The organism is Streptomyces sp. R11 (genome assembly GCF_041051905.1).
Taxonomy (GTDB): Bacteria; Actinomycetota; Actinomycetes; order Streptomycetales; family Streptomycetaceae; genus Streptomyces.
Map to the genome: position 1 here is coordinate 4,597,625 of NZ_CP163432.1, position 15,748 is coordinate 4,613,372.

The window sequence follows — 15,748 nt, forward strand, 5'->3', positions numbered from 1 at the left end:
TTCGCGCCACGCACCCATGTTCCAGGGGGACCCAAGTGACAACTCCGCCGCCCACAGGCAACCCGTTCGCCCAGGGCCAGAACCCGTACGCCCAAGGGCAGCAGCCCTCCGGCCAGCCTCAGGGCCAGGCCCCGTATCCGCCCCAGGGCGGCTACCCGCAGCAGCCTGGGCAGCCGGGGTTCCCCCCGCAGGGGGCGGCGCCGTATGCGCCGGTTCCGCCGCAGCAGTCCGGCCGCCGGTTCAGCTTCAAGGCGATCAAAAACATCGCTGCCGTCGTCATCGTCGGCATCATGCTCGTCGTCGGCTACATAATCAGCCTGGACGACGCCGAGAACGCCGCGGTGGGCGACTGCCTGAAGTCAGCCTCCTCCTCGTCGTCCTCCAACGACCGCATGGAGGTCGTGGACTGCACGTCATCCGAAGCCGAGGCCAAGGTGCTCAAGAAGATCGACGGTACCTACACCTCGCTCACCGCCGAGACGGAGTGCCGCAAGGTCAGCGGCGCCACCAGCTTCTACGCGCAGACCGGCGACGGCGACAACTTCCTGCTGTGCCTGTCGGACGTCTGATCTGACCTCCTCCACGTACTTGGGGGCGGTGTTTCACGTGAAACATCGCCCCTAAGTCTGGCCGCTCCTTGAAGCCGGGTCATGTTTCACGTGAAACATGACCCGGCTTCACAGCCTCAGCCCTGCTCGGCCCACCACTCCTTGAGTGCAGCCACGGCATCGTCGTGCCCCATCGGCCCGTGCTCCAGCCGCAGTTCCAGCATCTGCTTGTACGCGCGGCCGATGACAGGACCTGGACCGACGCCAAGGATCTCCATGATCTGGTTGCCGTCGAGGTCGGGGCGGATGGCGTCCAGTTCCTCCTGCTCCTGGAGTTGAGCGATCCGCTCCTCCAGGCCGTCGTAGGCGCGGGACAGTGCAGCCGCCTTGCGCTTGTTCCGCGTGGTGCAGTCCGAGCGGGTCAGCTTGTGGAGGCGGTCCAGGAGAGGACCGGCGTCACGGACATAGCGGCGGACGGCGGAGTCCGTCCACTCGCCGGTGCCGTAGCCGTGGAAGCGCAGGTGGAGTTCGACCAGACGTGAAACGTCCTTCACAAGCTCGTTGGAGTACTTCAACGCAGTCATGCGCTTCTTCGTCATCTTCGCGCCGACCACCTCGTGGTGGTGGAACGAGACCCGGCCGTCCTTCTCGAAGCGACGTGTGCGGGGCTTGCCGATGTCGTGCAGCAGGGCGGCCAGGCGGAGGGTCAGGTCGGGACCGTTCTCCTCCAGCGCCATCGCCTGCTCCAGGACGATCAGGGTGTGCTCGTACACGTCCTTGTGACGGTGGTGCTCGTCGCTCTCCAGCCGCAGGGCCGGCAGCTCGGGCAGCACATGGTTGGAAAGCCCGGTGTCCACCAGGAGCCTCAGCCCCTTGCGCGGGTGGGCGGACAGGATCAGCTTGTTCAGCTCGTCCCGCACCCGCTCCGCCGAGACGATCTCGATCCGCCCGGACATCTCCTGCATGGCCGTGACGACCTCGGGAGCGACCTCGAAGTCGAGCTGCGCCGCGAAACGCGCCGCCCGCATCATGCGCAGCGGGTCGTCCGAGAAGGACGCCTCGGGAGTGCCCGGCGTGCGCAGTACCCGCTCCGCGAGGTCCTCCAGTCCACCATGCGGATCGACGAACTCCTTCTCCGGAAGTGCGACGGCCATGGCGTTCACCGTGAAGTCACGCCGGACGAGATCTTCCTCGATCGAGTCGCCGTACGACACCTCCGGCTTGCGCGAGGTCCGGTCGTAGGCCTCCGATCGGTAGGTGGTCACCTCGATCTGGTAGCCGTCCTTCTGTGCCCCGACCGTGCCGAAAGCGATACCGACCTCCCACACGGCGTCCGCCCACGGCCGCACGATCTTCAACACGTCCTCGGGACGGGCGTCGGTCGTGAAGTCCAGGTCGTTGCCGAGCCGGCCGAGCAGCGCGTCCCGGACCGATCCGCCGACCAGGGCGAGTGAGAACCCGGCCTCCTGGAAACGGCGGGCAAGATCGTCGGCGACAGGGGCAACCCGCAATAGTTCAGTTACCGCGCGGTGCTGCGCCTGGCTCAGGGCGCTGGGCTCTTCTTCGTTGGCGTTCGGCACAACAGAAGAGGGTACGTGGCTCGGCCGACCATGGGCGCCCCTATTAAACGTGCATCCCGGGGGCCTCAGACAGCTCCGCCGATACGCGCACAAGATCTGCCCTTGCGACCTACGAAACGCTCCTCTTTATACGGGCACATACGGGACAGGCCGACGGTGTGAACCGATCTTGTGGAGGAGACCGCGGCACTTCCCCTCAGCGCGCATCGTTACCATGCGTGGACGCACATTCCGACGACCACTGACGACGACGAGGGACGGACGAGCGCGTGGCCGAGGCGGCAGACTTCCAGGGGATGACTCCCTCACCTGCCCGCCGGTGGATGCGGCGCACCGGAGCACTGCTTGCCGGGGCGCCTCTGCTGGCCGGGCTGCTTCAGCTGCCCACCGCCGCCCCCACACAGGCTGCGGTGCAGGACTCCGTGAAGGCCGCTTCCGGCTCGGGCACGGTGGCTGTCGCTGTGGATTCGCTCACTCCCTCAGCCCCCAGTGACGGCGACACGCTGACCGTGTCCGGCACGGTGACCAACACGGGCAAGCAGGCCGTCACCGACGCGCAGGTGGACCTGCGCCTCGGGGGCGCGCTCAACACCCGCTCTGCCATCGACAGGGTCGCCGGGCGCAGCAACTACCAGCAGGGCGTCGACGGAATCCCGGTGGGCGGGAAGTACGTCAAGGAGTTCTCCAAGCTCACCCCTGGCGTCTCCCAGCGCTTCAGCATCTCCGTGCCGGTCGACAAGCTGGATCTCGGGGAGGACGGCGTCTACGAGTTCGCCGTCTCCCTGTCCGGCGAGACGTCCGCGCGGCCGTGGGACCAGGTGCTCGGCATCCAGCGGACCTTCCTGCCGTGGCAGCCCGACGAGGCCGACCCGAAGACCCGTACGACGGTGATGTGGCCCCTCATCTCCACCGCACACATGACGGCGCAGACCGGGTCGGACGAATCGCAGACGCCGGTCTTCCGTGACGACGATCTCGCCAAGGAGATCGCTCCCGGCGGCCGCCTCGAGCAGCTCGTGTCGCTGGGCAAGGACCTCGACGTCACCTGGGTGATCGACCCCGACCTGCTGGCCTCCGTCGACGCGATGACGGAGAGCTACCGCGTCCAGGGCGAGGGTGACGCGACGACGGCGGGAACCCACCAAGGACTCGCCAAGCAGTGGCTGGCCGATCTGCAGGAGGCCGTGCAGGACAAGGAGGTAGTCGCGCTGCCCTTCGGCGACCCCGACCTGGCTTCCCTGGCCCACAACGGCACGAACGTCACCGGCTCGCTCAGCCACCTCAAGGAGGCCACCGAGGCCGCCGTCGTCACGGTCGACTCGATCCTCCACGTGGAACCGACCACCGACTTCGCCTGGCCCGTGAACGGCGCGGTCGACCCGTCCATCGTCAAGGTGGCCACCTCCGCCGGCGCGGACAAGGTGATCGCCCGCAGCGACAGCCTGGAGGAGCGGGGCGGCCTGCCCTACACGCCCTCCGCCGCCCGCCCCATCGGCGGCGGCACGACGGCGGTCGTCACGGACGCACGGATGTCGACGCTTTTCCAGGGAAACCTGACAAGGGCGTCGAGCTCGACGCTCGCCGTGCAGAGGTTCCTGGCGCAGAGCCTGGCCCTCAACCTCCAGACGGGCAATCAGCGCAGCATCGTCGTCGCCCCGCAGCGGATGCCGACCGCGAGCCAGGCCCGCGCCATGGCCGAGGCGGTGACGGCACTCCAGGACGGCACGTGGTCCCAGTCCCAGGACCTCACCGCCGCTGCCACGGCCAAGCCCGACTCCGCCGCCACCACGCAGGTGCCGCCGGTGTCCAAGTACCCCGCCTCGCTGCGCGACCAGGAGCTGCCGCGATCCGCCTTCAGGCAGATCGCGACCACGCAGGACAAGCTCGACAAGTTCAAGGTGATCCTCACCAACCAGGACCGGGTGGTGACCCCCTTCGGGCGGGCCATGAACCGGGAGATGTCCACGTCGTGGCGTGGCCGCCCCGCAGAGGTCGCGGACTATCGCAACGGCGTGGAAGCGTACGTCGACTCCCTGGCCGGCCAGGTCACGCTGATCGACAAGTCCGAGACCAAGCTGTCCGGACGCAGCGCCACGATCCCGGTGACGGTGCAGAACAACCTGGTGCAGGGCGTCGAGCACCTGGTGCTGCGACTCACCTCCAGCAGCCCGAGGCGGCTCGAGATCGGCGGGGAGCGCTTCTACGAACAGCGCGTCGCGGTGTCCGGCGGGCACAGCCAGACGGTGAAGTTCACCACGTCGGCTCAGGCCAACGGCCAGGCCACGGTCGTGGCCCAGCTGTACACGGAGGACGGCCAGAAGTACGGCGCCCCGGTCACCTTCGACGTGAAGGTCACCGAGTTCACGGCCACCGTGATGCTGGTCATCGGCGGAGGTTTCCTCCTGCTCGTCCTCGCCGGGTTCCGTATGTACACGCAGCGCAAGCGTGCGGCCGCCCGTGCGGCCGAGGAGGACGGGGCCGAGGAGACGGGCGAGGCGGACGGCGATCCGGAGAACCCGGAAGACCCCGAGGACCGTCTCACGCCCGAGGACCTTCTCAAGGACGAGTCCCGCACGGGAGCCCGGGAAGAGGCCCCGGAGCAGCCGAGTGACCCGACACCGGACACCGCAGCGGAAAGCGCCGACCCGTCCGGCACGGGTGAGAGAGTGGACCGTTGAGCGATGTCGTGGCCGGTGGGCCCGGGACGATGAGGTGGGGTAACCATGAACGCGCCGTACGACGGTGACCGCGGCCAGGCCGCGGGCCCCCCGGGCCACCCCGAGGGCCCGCCGCCCGAGGACGGCCAGGTACCGCCGCAGCACCCCGCGGACATGTACCTCCAGGACGCCTACGACCAGGACCCCTACCGGGCCCAGGACCTGTCGTCCCAGGACCCGGTCGCAGAGGCCCTGTACGACCGTGCCGCGCACCCGCCGCCCCCGCCGGGCACGTACCCGCCGCAGCAGCAGCTGTACGCCCAGCCGCCCCAGTCCCCGTACGCCCCCGACCCTCAGGTGTGGGCGCAGACCCCGGCGCCCGAGCCGGAGGGCCCGACCCAGTACCTGCCGTACGGCGACGACCCCCGTACGACCCAGTACGTCGGCGTCGACGACCTCGTCACCCACTCCACCGAGAACCAACCGGAGCACGACGCCTTCGCGCACCTCTTCCGGGACCAGCAGCAGGGCGGCAACCCTCAGTACCAGCCGCCGACGGTCCCGGGGCCTTCCCCGGCGCCTGCTGGGGGCCCCTACCCGGGCCCTGCGGCACCTCCCGCGGCCGAGGCCACCGCGCCGGCGCCCGCTCCCGCCCCGGCGCCGACCGCCAAGAAGGGCGGGCGGGCCGGCGGCCTGCTGAAGTCGAGCGCCGTGATGGCGGCGGGCACGATGGTGTCCCGCCTCACCGGGTTCGTCCGGTCCATGATGATCGTTTCGGCACTGGGCCTCGGCCTGCTCGGCGACTCCTTCCAGGTCGCCTACCAGTTGCCGACGATGATCTACATCCTGACCGTAGGCGGCGGCCTCAACTCCGTCTTCGTGCCGCAGCTCGTGCGGGCGATGAAGGACGACGAGGACGGTGGCGAGGCCTACGCGAACCGGCTGCTGACCCTGGTGATGGTGGCACTCGCCGCACTCACCGCTCTGGCAATGTTCGGGGCGCCGCTCCTGGTCAGGGCCTTGTCGACCCCGGTCGCCAACGATCCCGCCGCCAACGAGGTGGCCGTCACCTTCACCCGCTACTTCCTGCCCTCGATCTTTTTCATGGGCGTTCACGTGGTGATGGGACAGATCCTCAACGCCCGCGGCAAGTTCGGCGCGATGATGTGGACGCCGGTTCTGAACAACATCGTCATCATCGTGACGCTGGGAATGTTCCTCTGGGTGTACGGCACCGCGGAGCACTCCGGCATGTCCGTCACGAACATCCCGCCGGAGGGCCAGCGGCTCCTCGGCATCGGTGTCCTGCTCGGCCTGGTCGTCCAGGCCCTGGCGATGATTCCGTACCTGCGCGAGACGGGCTTCCGGCTGCGGCCGCGCTTCGACTGGAAGGGCCACGGTCTCGGCAAGGCGGCGATGCTCGCGAAGTGGACGATCCTGTTCGTCCTGGCCAACCAGGCGGGCGCACTCGTGGTCACCCAGCTGTCCACCGCCGCCGGTGTCGACTCCGATGTCGACGGAACCGGTTTCGCCGCCTACGCCAACGCCCAGCTGATCTGGGGCCTGCCGCAGGCCATCATCACCGTCTCCCTGATGGCCGCCCTGCTGCCACGGCTCTCGCGCTCCGCCGCCGAGGGCGACAGCGGTGCCGTCCGGGACGACATCTCCCAGGGCCTGCGGACGACCGCCGTCGCCATCGTCCCCATCGCCTTCGGATTCCTCGCCCTGGGCATCCCGATGTGCACGCTGATGTTCGGCTCCTCGGGCACCAGCGAGGCCACCAACATGGGCTTCATGCTGATGGCCTTCGGCCTCGGCCTCATCCCGTACTCCGTGCAGTACGTGGTCCTGCGCGCCTTCTACGCCTACGAGGACACCCGGACCCCCTTCTACAACACAGTGATCGTCGCGGCGGTCAACGCCATCGCCTCTGCGGCCTGCTACTTCGTCATCCCGGCCCGCTGGGCCGTCGTCGGCATGGCCGCCTCCTACGGCCTGGCCTACGCGATCGGCGTCGGCATCGCCTGGAGCCGACTGCGCAAGAAGCTGGGCGGCGACCTCGACGGCACCCGCGTGATGCGGACGTACGCCAGACTCTGCATCGCCTCGGTGCCCGCGGCCCTGCTGAGCGGCGCGGCCTGCTACGGGATCGCCCAGACCCTCGGCCAGGGCGTCGTCGGTTCCTTCGCCGCCCTGCTGGCCGGCGGAGCGGTTCTGCTCGGGATCTTCTTCGTCGCCGCCCGCAGGATGCGCATCGAGGAGCTGAACTCACTGGTCGGCATGGTTCGCGGGCGCCTGGGTCGCTGAACCCTGGGTATGCGCACAACCATCGTTCGCCACCGTGTGTCGTGCATAGCGGCGGACTGTGGGCACAATTGGTGTCGGCGTCGGACGGCGCGCACTGAGTCGGACGGCGCGCAAGGAATGGGGAGGCAGGAACGACGGTGGCGGAACGGAGCACGGCTGCCGTCGACGTGGCAGACAACAGCGGCGATGAGCCGCTGACCGCTCAGGCGGACCAGTCCACGGCCGACGGGGTGGCCAAGAATCGGGAGCGGGACACGGACATCGACGAGGCACAGGGGAGTGGCGGGACCGAGGGTCCCGGAAAGGCCTCACCGCCCGAGCTGCACAGCGGTCACAAACTCGCCAGACGGTACCGCCTCGAGGAGTGCGTCACCCGTCTGGACGGTTTCAGCAGCTGGCGTGCGGTCGACGAGAAGCTCCGTCGCGCCGTCGGCGTCCACATCCTGCCCGCGGACCACACTCGGGCCCGATCCGTGCTGGCCGCCGCCCGCTCCTCCGCGCTGCTCGGGGATCCCCGGTTCGTCCAGGTCCTCGACGCCGTCGAGGAGAACGACGTCGTCTACGTCGTTCACGAATGGCTTCCCGACGCCACCGAACTGACCACGCTGCTCGCTTCCGGCCCGCTGGAGGCGTACGACATCTACCAGATGGTCACCCAGGTGTCCGCCGCGATGGCGGCCGCCCACCGCGAGGGTCTGGCACATCTGCGCCTCAACCCGAACGCCGTGCTGCGGGCATCGACCGGTCAGTGGCGTATCCGCGGCCTCGCCGTGAACGCTGCCCTGCGCGGCATCAGCTCCGACACCCCGCAGCGCACCGACACGGAGGCCATCGGCGCCCTGCTGTACGCCGCGCTCACCCAGCGCTGGCCGTACGAGAGCGATGCCTACGGTCTGTCCGGCCTGCCCAAGGACATCGGGCTGATCGCTCCCGACCAGGTGCGTGCCGGTGTCCACCGTGGTCTGTCCGAGCTCGCCATGCGCGCGCTGGCCAACGACGGTGCCACCGCGTCTCGTCACGAGTCCGCGTGCACGACGCCGGAGGAGCTGGTGAAGGCGATCGGTGAGATGCCCCGCATCCGCCCGCCGGAGCCCGCGTTCACGGCCCCGCCCGACTATCAGCGCACGACGTACCAGCAGGGCACGTACGGCCGCCGGCAGGGTTCGCATCCGGGCGCCACCCAGCCGGTACCGACTCCGCCTCCCCCGCTGCAGAGCCGCACCGGAAAGGCCCTGAAGTGGGCTGTGTCGGCCCTTCTGATCGCGGCCCTGGGCCTCGGCAGCTGGCAGCTGGCTGATGCGCTCATGGACCAGGGCAACAAGCCCGAGGACGGCAGCCAGACACAGACGACGGACGACAACGACAAGAACGGCGACAACACCAAGCCGGTCCGGCCGATCAAGATCCAGAACGCCCAGGAGTTCGTCGCGAAGGGCGGCGCCCAGGCGCCGGAGGACGTGACGAAGACGTACGACGGCGACAGCTCGTCGTACTGGCGCACCAAGAGCTTCGTCGACGGTCCGGAGATGAACCCAGCCTTCAAGCCCGGCGTCGGCATCGTCTACGACCTCGGCTCGTCCCAGTCGGTGTCGGCCGCTTCGATAGGGCTTCTGTATCCCGGCGACCACACGACCGTCTCGCTCTATGCGTCGGACTCCCTGACGCCCTCGTCGCTGGACTCGATGGAAAAGATCGGCACCGTCACGACGAGCGGCACCAGTGCGACGGTGAAGGTCACCAAATCGGTGAAGACCCAGTACGTTCTGGTGTGGCTCACCGCCATGCCTCATGCGGACCAGGACCAGTACAGCGGCTCCGGGTTCAAGCAGGCCATCACCGACCTGAAGTTCACGGGCTAGAGCTCACCACGTCCTAGGGGAGGGGGTCCGATGGCAGAGGGCACCGCACACCGCGAGGTGAGCGACCAGGATCTCCTGGCCCTCCATGTAAAGGGCGACCCCGATGCCTTCGGTGAGCTCGTGCGGCGTCATCGCGATCGGCTCTGGGCGGTGGCGCTGCGGACGCTCGGAGACCGCGAGGAGGCCGCTGACGCCGTCCAGGACGCTCTCGTGTCCGCCTACCGGGCCGCCCACACGTTCAGAGGCCAGTCGGCCGTCACGACGTGGCTGCACCGGATCACCGTGAACGCCTGCCTGGACCGCGCCCGCAAGGCCGCGTCGCGGAAGACCTCGCCCGTCGACGACACCGAGCGCCTGGAACAGTTGCTGGAGCCTCACGAGGAGGCATCCGCGCCGGCCGAGCGCAACGATCTGCATCGCCAGTTGCTGGAGGCCCTCGGCACGCTGCCGCCCGACCAGCGCGCTGCACTCGTCCTGGTGGACATGCAGGGATACCCGGTCGCGGAGGCCGCCCGCGTCCTCGATGTGCCGACCGGCACGGTCAAGAGCCGGTGTGCGCGCGGCAGAGCCAGACTCCTGCCTCTCCTCACGCATCTACGACCGGAAAGCGCCCGTGGCGGCAAGGACTCCGGCGAGAGGCGGAACCGGACGCAGGGGGCATCCGTCCCACCGGCAGCGGGTCCTCATGACACGGCACAAGCCAAGGATCCGCGTGATACCGGGCCGAGTGATTCAGCAGCAGTGAAGGGCGGAGGTGGGCGAGCGTGACATCCACGACGGACACGGCCGGGCACCCGGACGTCACCGAGCTCTCCGACCTCACTGAGGGCCTACTCCCTCCGTCCAGGACCACCGAGGTACGGAGTCATCTGGACCAGTGCGAACTGTGCGCGGACGTCCACGCCTCGCTGGAGGAGATCCGAGAGCTGCTCGGCACCTTGCCCGGCCCGGCCCGCATGCCCGCCGATGTCGCCGGACGCATCGACGCCGCCCTCGCCGCAGAGGCTCTGCTGAACGCGACGGCGCCCGACGGCGTCGATGCACCGACGCTCGATGGAGAGACCCGCACTCCGGGCGCCGGTGCCGACGACAGCGCACATGTTTCACGTGAAACATCGGCAGCGACCCACCGCCCGGCAGGGCACGCCCGCTCATCGACCACCGGTCCGGGCCGCAAGGACCGCAAGAAGCACGGGCGCCGCAGGGTGGCCGTCATCGGCGCCGCCTTCACAGCTGCCGCTCTCGGACTCGGCTCCGTGCTGCTGACCTCGCTGATGGGTGGCGGAGGGGCCGGTCCATCGGTCGATGGCGGGCAGACCGGCGCCGACACCTTCTCCGCCGCGAAGCTGGAGAAGCAGGTCACCGATCTCCTCGCCGCGAGCGAGAGCTCTCCAGGGACCTCCCGCGGTCCGGACCGCAGTCTGGGCATGGAAGGCGGTTCCGACACCGAGAGCCCCAGGATCCTTCGCGAGATCACGGTGCCCGACTGCGTCAGGAAGGGCATCAATCGCGACGACGCGGCGCTCGCCGCTGAGGAAGGCGTCTACCAGGGCAAGGACGCTCTCCTTGTCGTGATGCCGGACGCCTCCGACGTCAGCCGGGTCACCGTCTACGTCGTGGACGCGACCTGTGTGAAGCAGCCGTCGTCGACCACGGCCAAGGTTCTCCTGAAGGACTCGTACCCGCGTTCCTGAGACCCGGCCGTTCGTCCCCGTCAGGCCCGCCGACCCCTACGCTGTGGCGTCACCGTGTGCCCCGACACAGCGGGAATGCGCGCCCCTTAGGATCCGTTGGGTGGGGTGAGAGTCCCGAAAGGGGCTCCCCCGGCCCTTCGACGCAGTCCAGAGACGAGGAATCAAGCCGTGAGCGATGTCCGTAACGTGATCATCATCGGCTCCGGGCCCGCCGGTTACACGGCGGCGCTCTACACCGCGCGCGCGTCGCTGAAGCCGCTCGTGTTCGAGGGAGCCGTCACCGCAGGCGGTGCGCTCATGAACACGACCGAGGTCGAGAACTTCCCGGGCTTCCAGGACGGCATCATGGGCCCCGAGCTCATGGACAACATGCGCGGCCAGGCAGAGCGCTTCGGAGCCGAGCTCATCCCGGACGACATCGTCAACGTCGACCTGAGCGGTGAGATCAAGACCGTCACCGACACCGCGGGCACCGTCCACCGGGCGAAGGCCATCATCGTCGCCACCGGCTCGCAGCACCGCAAGCTCGGTCTGCCGAACGAGGATGCCCTCTCCGGCCGCGGCGTCTCCTGGTGCGCGACGTGCGACGGCTTCTTCTTCAAGGATCAGGACATCGCCGTGATCGGCGGCGGCGACACCGCGATGGAGGAAGCCACCTTCCTCTCCCGCTTCGCCAAGTCCGTGACGATCGTCCACCGTCGCGACACCCTGCGTGCCTCGAAGGCGATGCAGGACCGTGCCTTCGCCGACCCGAAGATCAAGTTCGTCTGGGACAGCGAGGTGGCGGAGGTCCAGGGCGAGCAGAAGCTGTCCGGCCTGAAGCTGCGCAACCTCAAGACAGGCGAGCTCTCGGAGCTGGCGGTCACCGGCCTGTTCATCGCGATCGGCCATGACCCGCGCACCGAGCTGTTCAAGGGCCAGCTGGAGCTGGACGAGGAGGGCTACCTCAAGGTTGAAGCTCCCTCCACCCGCACCAACCTGACCGGTGTCTTCGGCGCCGGCGACGTGGTCGACCACACCTACCGCCAGGCGATCACCGCGGCCGGCACCGGCTGTTCCGCCGCCCTGGACGCCGAACGCTTCCTCGCCGCCCTCGCGGACGAGGAGCAGGCCGAGCCCGAGAAGACCGCTGTCTGACCGACCCCCACCCACCCCACGCACCACAGTTAAGGAGCCCGCCGTGGCCGGCACCCTGAAGAACGTTACCGATGACTCCTTCGAGCAGGACGTCCTCAAGAGCGACAAGCCCGTCCTGGTGGACTTCTGGGCCGCCTGGTGCGGTCCGTGCCGCCAGATCGCGCCCTCCCTCGAGGCGATCGCCGCCGAGCACGGCGACAAGATCGAGATCGTCAAGCTCAACATCGACGAGAACCCGGGTACGGCCGCCAAGTACGGCGTCATGTCCATCCCGACGCTGAACGTCTACCACAACGGCGAGGTCGCCAAGACCATCGTCGGCGCGAAGCCGAAGGCCGCGATCCTCCGTGACCTCGAGGACTTCATCGCGGAGTGATGTTTCACGTGAAACACGAATGGGCCAACCCTCTCGGGTTGGCCCATTTGCTTTAGAGGGACCCACAGCACCAGTCAGAGAGGCCGCAGCGCGGGCTCCTTCTGCACGGCCCCCAGCAGCCGGTCGATCGCCATCTCCACGTCTTCCTTCCAAGACAGCGTCGTGCGCAGTTCCAGCCGCAGGCGCGGAGAGGTGGGGTGAGGGCGAACGGTCTTGAAGCCCACGGCCAGGAGATGATCTGCGGGCAGCACACACGCCGGCTCTTTCCAACGCGTGTCGCCGAAGGCCTCGATGGCCTTGAAGCCCCGCCGCAGCAGATCCTTGGCGACTGTCTGGACCATCACCCGGCCCAGTCCCTGTCCCTGGTACCCGGGCATGATGAATGCCGTCATCAACTGCACGGCATCCGGCGACACCGGACTCGTGGGGAACGCAGTCGAGCGCGGAACGTATGCCGGAGGCGCATAGAGCACGAAGCCCACCGGCACGTCGTCGACGTAGACGACCCGACCGCAGGAGCCCCAGTCCAGCAGGACGGCGGAGATCCAGGCTTCCTTCTCCAGGGCGGGTGTGCCGGCTCTTACCGCGGCTTCACCACTGACCGGGTCCAACTCCCAGAAGACACACGCGCGGCAGCGCTTGGGAAGGTCCGGAAGGTTGTCCAGCGTGAGCGGTACGAGCCGTCGCCCCATGAAGGCTGTTCCTCGCTTCCTTCGCCCGCGGCATCGCGAGCGGCTGTCAGGGCGCTCCGTTCCCTGAGCAGGCTGCCGACGAATCCGCCGACCGCGCCCAACCCAAGACCCGCGCTCACCAATCCGGTGCGGCTCACCATTCGCATGGGACCCCGCCCTCCCCTTAGAGGTCTGCCAGGTGGATGCGCCATACCCGAACGCATCGTATCCACGATGCGATTCCATCGATACCGCCAGAAAGCAAAGTGCGGGCCGTGTTCCGGTACACACCGGACACGGCCCGCATGGACAGACTGGGAAGGAAGCCCGGCCGACTGAGCCTCAGGCCTCGTCCTCCTCCGCGTCACTCTCCAGAAGGCTCTTCTGGAGGGCGAGCTTCTCGCCCGGAGCAAACGTGCTGAGGATCCGCTCGAGGTCCTCCGGAGAGGCGAACTCGACGGTGATCTTGCCCTTCTTCTGACCCAGTTCGACCTTCACCCGAGTCTCGAAGCGGTCCGAGAGCCGGGTCGCGAGGTCGGACAGCGCCGGGGAGGGCACGGAGCCGGCCCGCGGCCCCCTGGAGCGCTGGGTCTTCTGCGGGCGGGAGCCCATCAGGGTCACGATCTCTTCGACGGACCGGACCGAGAGTCCTTCGGCGACCACCCGGTAGGCCAGCCGCTCCTGCTCCTCGGGATCATCCACGGAGAGAAGCGCCCGTGCATGGCCTGCGGAGAGCACACCGGCGGCCACCCGGTTCTGGACCTTGGGCGAGAGCTTCAGCAGACGCAGGGTGTTGGAGACCTGCGGGCGAGAACGGCCGATGCGGTCCGCCAGCTGGTCGTGCGTGCAGTTGAAGTCCTTCAGCAGCTGATCGTAGGCGGCCGCCTCTTCGATCGGGTTCAGCTGAGCACGGTGCAGGTTCTCCAGGAGGGCGTCCAGGAGGAGCTTCTCGTCGTCCGTCGCCCGCACGATCGCCGGGATCGCCTCGAGGCCGGCCTCACGGCAGGCCCGCCAGCGACGCTCACCCATGATGAGCTCGTACCGTGCGGGGCCGATCTGCCGTACGACGATCGGCTGGAGGAGGCCGACCTCCTGGATGGAGGTGACGAGCTCCTGCAGAGCGTCCTCGTCGAAGACCTCACGCGGCTGCCGCGGGTTCGGCGTGATCTCGTCGAGGGGGATCTCCGCGAAGTGGGCGCCCATGGGAGATGCGGGCGTCTCCACGGCACCGTTGAGCGAAGGCTCCTCGGTTTCATGTGAAACAGGCGGCAGCGTGGCCACCTTGGCCGCGGCCACGCCACGGTCGCTCAGCACCGGGACAGCGGCCGGGGACGTGGCCGCGGCGCCCCCCATCGCAGCCGGGGGCACCGTCTTCTCCGTCGGTGCAGCAGGGATCAGTGCGCCGAGACCACGACCCAACCCCCTCCGTCGCTCGCTCACTGGATCCCCTCCACCATGCTCGGGTTGTTCTGGGCGCCGAAGTGGGCGTTCGTCGGGTCGTAACTGACGCCGACACCCTTCAGCGCGATTTCACGTGCCGCCTCAAGATAGGACAAGGCACCGCTCGATCCTGGATCGTAGGTCAGCACGGTCTGCCCGTAGCTCGGCGCCTCGGAGATACGGACCGAGCGGGGAATGCTCGTCCGCAGTACCTCGTCGCCGAAGTGGCTGCGCACCTCGTCCGCGACCTGGGACGCGAGCCGCGTCCGGCCGTCGTACATGGTGAGCAGGATCGTCGAGACGTGCAGAGCGGGGTTGAGGTGCCCCCGCACCAGGTCGACGTTGCGCAACAGCTGGCCGAGGCCCTCCAGCGCGTAGTACTCGCACTGGATCGGGATCAGGACCTCCTGCCCGGCCACCAGCGCGTTGACCGTCAACAGGCCGAGCGAGGGTGGGCAGTCGATGAGGATGTAGTCCAGCGGCTGCTCATAGGCCTGGATGGCCCGCTGCAGTCGGCTTTCGCGTGCCACCAGGGACACCAGCTCGATCTCCGCACCGGCGAGATCGATCGTGGCCGGGGCGCAGAAGAGACCCTCGACATCGGGGACCGGCTGGACGACCTCCGACAGCGGCTTGCTCTCGACCAACACGTCATAGATCGAGGGAACTTCGGCGTGGTGGTCGATCCCCAGGGCTGTGGACGCATTGCCCTGCGGGTCAAGGTCAATGACCAGCACACGGCCACCATGCAGAGCCAGCGACGCGGCAAGGTTGACGGTCGTCGTCGTCTTGCCCACGCCCCCCTTCTGGTTGGCGACCACCATGACGCGGGTCTGCTCGGGCCGTGGCAGGCCCTCGCCGGCGCGGCCTAGAGCCTCCACCGCCAGTTGGGCAGCACGACCGATGGGAGTGTCGTCCATCGGGGGCGGTGTTTCACGTGAAACATCGTCCCCCATCGACTCGGTACGGGGACCGGGGACCGGATCGGTCATCGGTCCCGCGATGTTGGCGTCGGACCGCAAGGATTCACTCTCCTCGACTTCAGGCTCGCAATGAACAGAGCCTCCCATGCCTTCGGGGTCGTGAACCAGTGAGGCCTGGTGTTCTGTGGAGAAATCCACCTCTGTGGACAACTCCGTGCCTCCCAGGGGGGACGGAGTGTCATCGGAGACACCTTCTCCGAGAGAACCGAGGGGCTTTCTGTCTCGAGGTTCGGCAGCGCGGCCGCGGCTGATGATGCCGTGAAGCAGTGAGCGACGTTTCACGTGAAACACGATGCCAGCGTCATCCCGAAATACTTCACGACACTCCACCCTGAGTCGTTTTGTACCCTTTTGCGCATTACGCCCTGAGTGTCGACTGGGCGTCAACGCCACCGTGCAGTGGCCGCGCTGAGACCTCCGCCACAGCCGCCACCCCGCATGGGGGCGATAACGATCTTTCAGGGCAGGAACGTCCCGGCGTTATGCAACCCAAATA

The 15,748-nt window shown here is 68.2% G+C and carries 12 protein-coding genes; 8 read left to right on the top strand and 4 right to left on the bottom strand.

Annotation, left to right across the window (positions count from 1 at the left end; translation table 11 throughout):
* Positions 1–35: 35 nt before the first annotated feature.
* A complete protein-coding gene (locus AB5J55_RS21035; protein ID WP_369272158.1) occupies positions 36–569 on the top strand; it encodes a hypothetical protein in 534 nt (177 codons plus the stop codon).
* Positions 570–685: 116 nt separating this feature from the next.
* On the opposite strand, the gene AB5J55_RS21040 is transcribed toward AB5J55_RS21035, so the two are convergent.
* Positions 686–2,128 (bottom strand): CCA tRNA nucleotidyltransferase, encoded by a 1,443-nt coding sequence (locus AB5J55_RS21040; protein WP_369272159.1) that lies wholly within the window; start codon positions 2,126–2,128, stop codon positions 686–688.
* A gap of 269 nt (positions 2,129–2,397) precedes the next feature.
* On the opposite strand from AB5J55_RS21040, the gene AB5J55_RS21045 reads away from it, so the two are divergent.
* The 7 genes from AB5J55_RS21045 (at position 2,398) to trxA (ending at position 12,158) form a co-directional block, all read left to right on the top strand.
* Complete coding sequence (locus tag AB5J55_RS21045) at positions 2,398–4,806, top strand: DUF6049 family protein (protein ID WP_369272160.1); 2,409 nt, start codon at positions 2,398–2,400, stop codon at positions 4,804–4,806.
* A 45-nt stretch (positions 4,807–4,851) separates the two neighbouring features.
* Complete coding sequence (gene murJ, locus AB5J55_RS21050) at positions 4,852–7,092, top strand: murein biosynthesis integral membrane protein MurJ (protein ID WP_369272161.1); 2,241 nt, start codon at positions 4,852–4,854, stop codon at positions 7,090–7,092.
* A 137-nt stretch (positions 7,093–7,229) separates the two neighbouring features.
* The gene (locus AB5J55_RS21055; RefSeq protein WP_369272162.1) at positions 7,230–8,951 is read left to right on the top strand and encodes a protein kinase family protein; all 1,722 of its coding nucleotides are present in this window, start codon (positions 7,230–7,232) and stop codon (positions 8,949–8,951) included.
* Between the two features lie 30 nt (positions 8,952–8,981).
* A complete protein-coding gene (gene sigM, locus AB5J55_RS21060) occupies positions 8,982–9,719 on the top strand; it encodes an RNA polymerase sigma factor SigM (RefSeq protein ID WP_369272163.1) in 738 nt (245 codons plus the stop codon).
* Complete coding sequence (locus AB5J55_RS21065) at positions 9,716–10,645, top strand: anti-sigma factor (protein WP_369272164.1); 930 nt, start codon at positions 9,716–9,718, stop codon at positions 10,643–10,645. The genes sigM and AB5J55_RS21065 overlap by 4 nt, the downstream gene beginning before the upstream one ends.
* A 168-nt stretch (positions 10,646–10,813) precedes the next feature.
* Positions 10,814–11,782 carry a thioredoxin-disulfide reductase gene (gene trxB, locus AB5J55_RS21070; protein WP_369272165.1) on the top strand — a complete coding sequence of 323 codons (969 nt, stop codon included), beginning with the start codon at positions 10,814–10,816 and terminating at the stop codon, positions 11,780–11,782.
* A gap of 43 nt (positions 11,783–11,825) precedes the next feature.
* Complete coding sequence (gene trxA, locus AB5J55_RS21075; RefSeq protein ID WP_031484651.1) at positions 11,826–12,158, top strand: thioredoxin; 333 nt, start codon at positions 11,826–11,828, stop codon at positions 12,156–12,158.
* A 74-nt stretch (positions 12,159–12,232) separates the two neighbouring features.
* Here the strand turns inward: trxA and AB5J55_RS21080 are convergent, their stop codons facing one another.
* The 3 genes from AB5J55_RS21080 to AB5J55_RS21090 form a co-directional block, all read right to left on the bottom strand.
* On the bottom strand, positions 12,233–12,850 hold the full coding sequence (locus AB5J55_RS21080) for a GNAT family N-acetyltransferase (protein ID WP_369272166.1): 618 nt from the start codon (positions 12,848–12,850) through the stop codon (positions 12,233–12,235).
* A 321-nt stretch (positions 12,851–13,171) separates the two neighbouring features.
* Positions 13,172–14,269, bottom strand: coding sequence for a ParB/RepB/Spo0J family partition protein (locus tag AB5J55_RS21085; RefSeq protein ID WP_369272167.1), 1,098 nt, complete (start codon positions 14,267–14,269; stop codon positions 13,172–13,174).
* Positions 14,266–15,339 carry a ParA family protein gene (locus AB5J55_RS21090; RefSeq protein ID WP_369276251.1) on the bottom strand — a complete coding sequence of 358 codons (1,074 nt, stop codon included), beginning with the start codon at positions 15,337–15,339 and terminating at the stop codon, positions 14,266–14,268. The genes AB5J55_RS21085 and AB5J55_RS21090 overlap by 4 nt, the downstream gene beginning before the upstream one ends.
* Positions 15,340–15,748 lie beyond the last annotated feature (409 nt).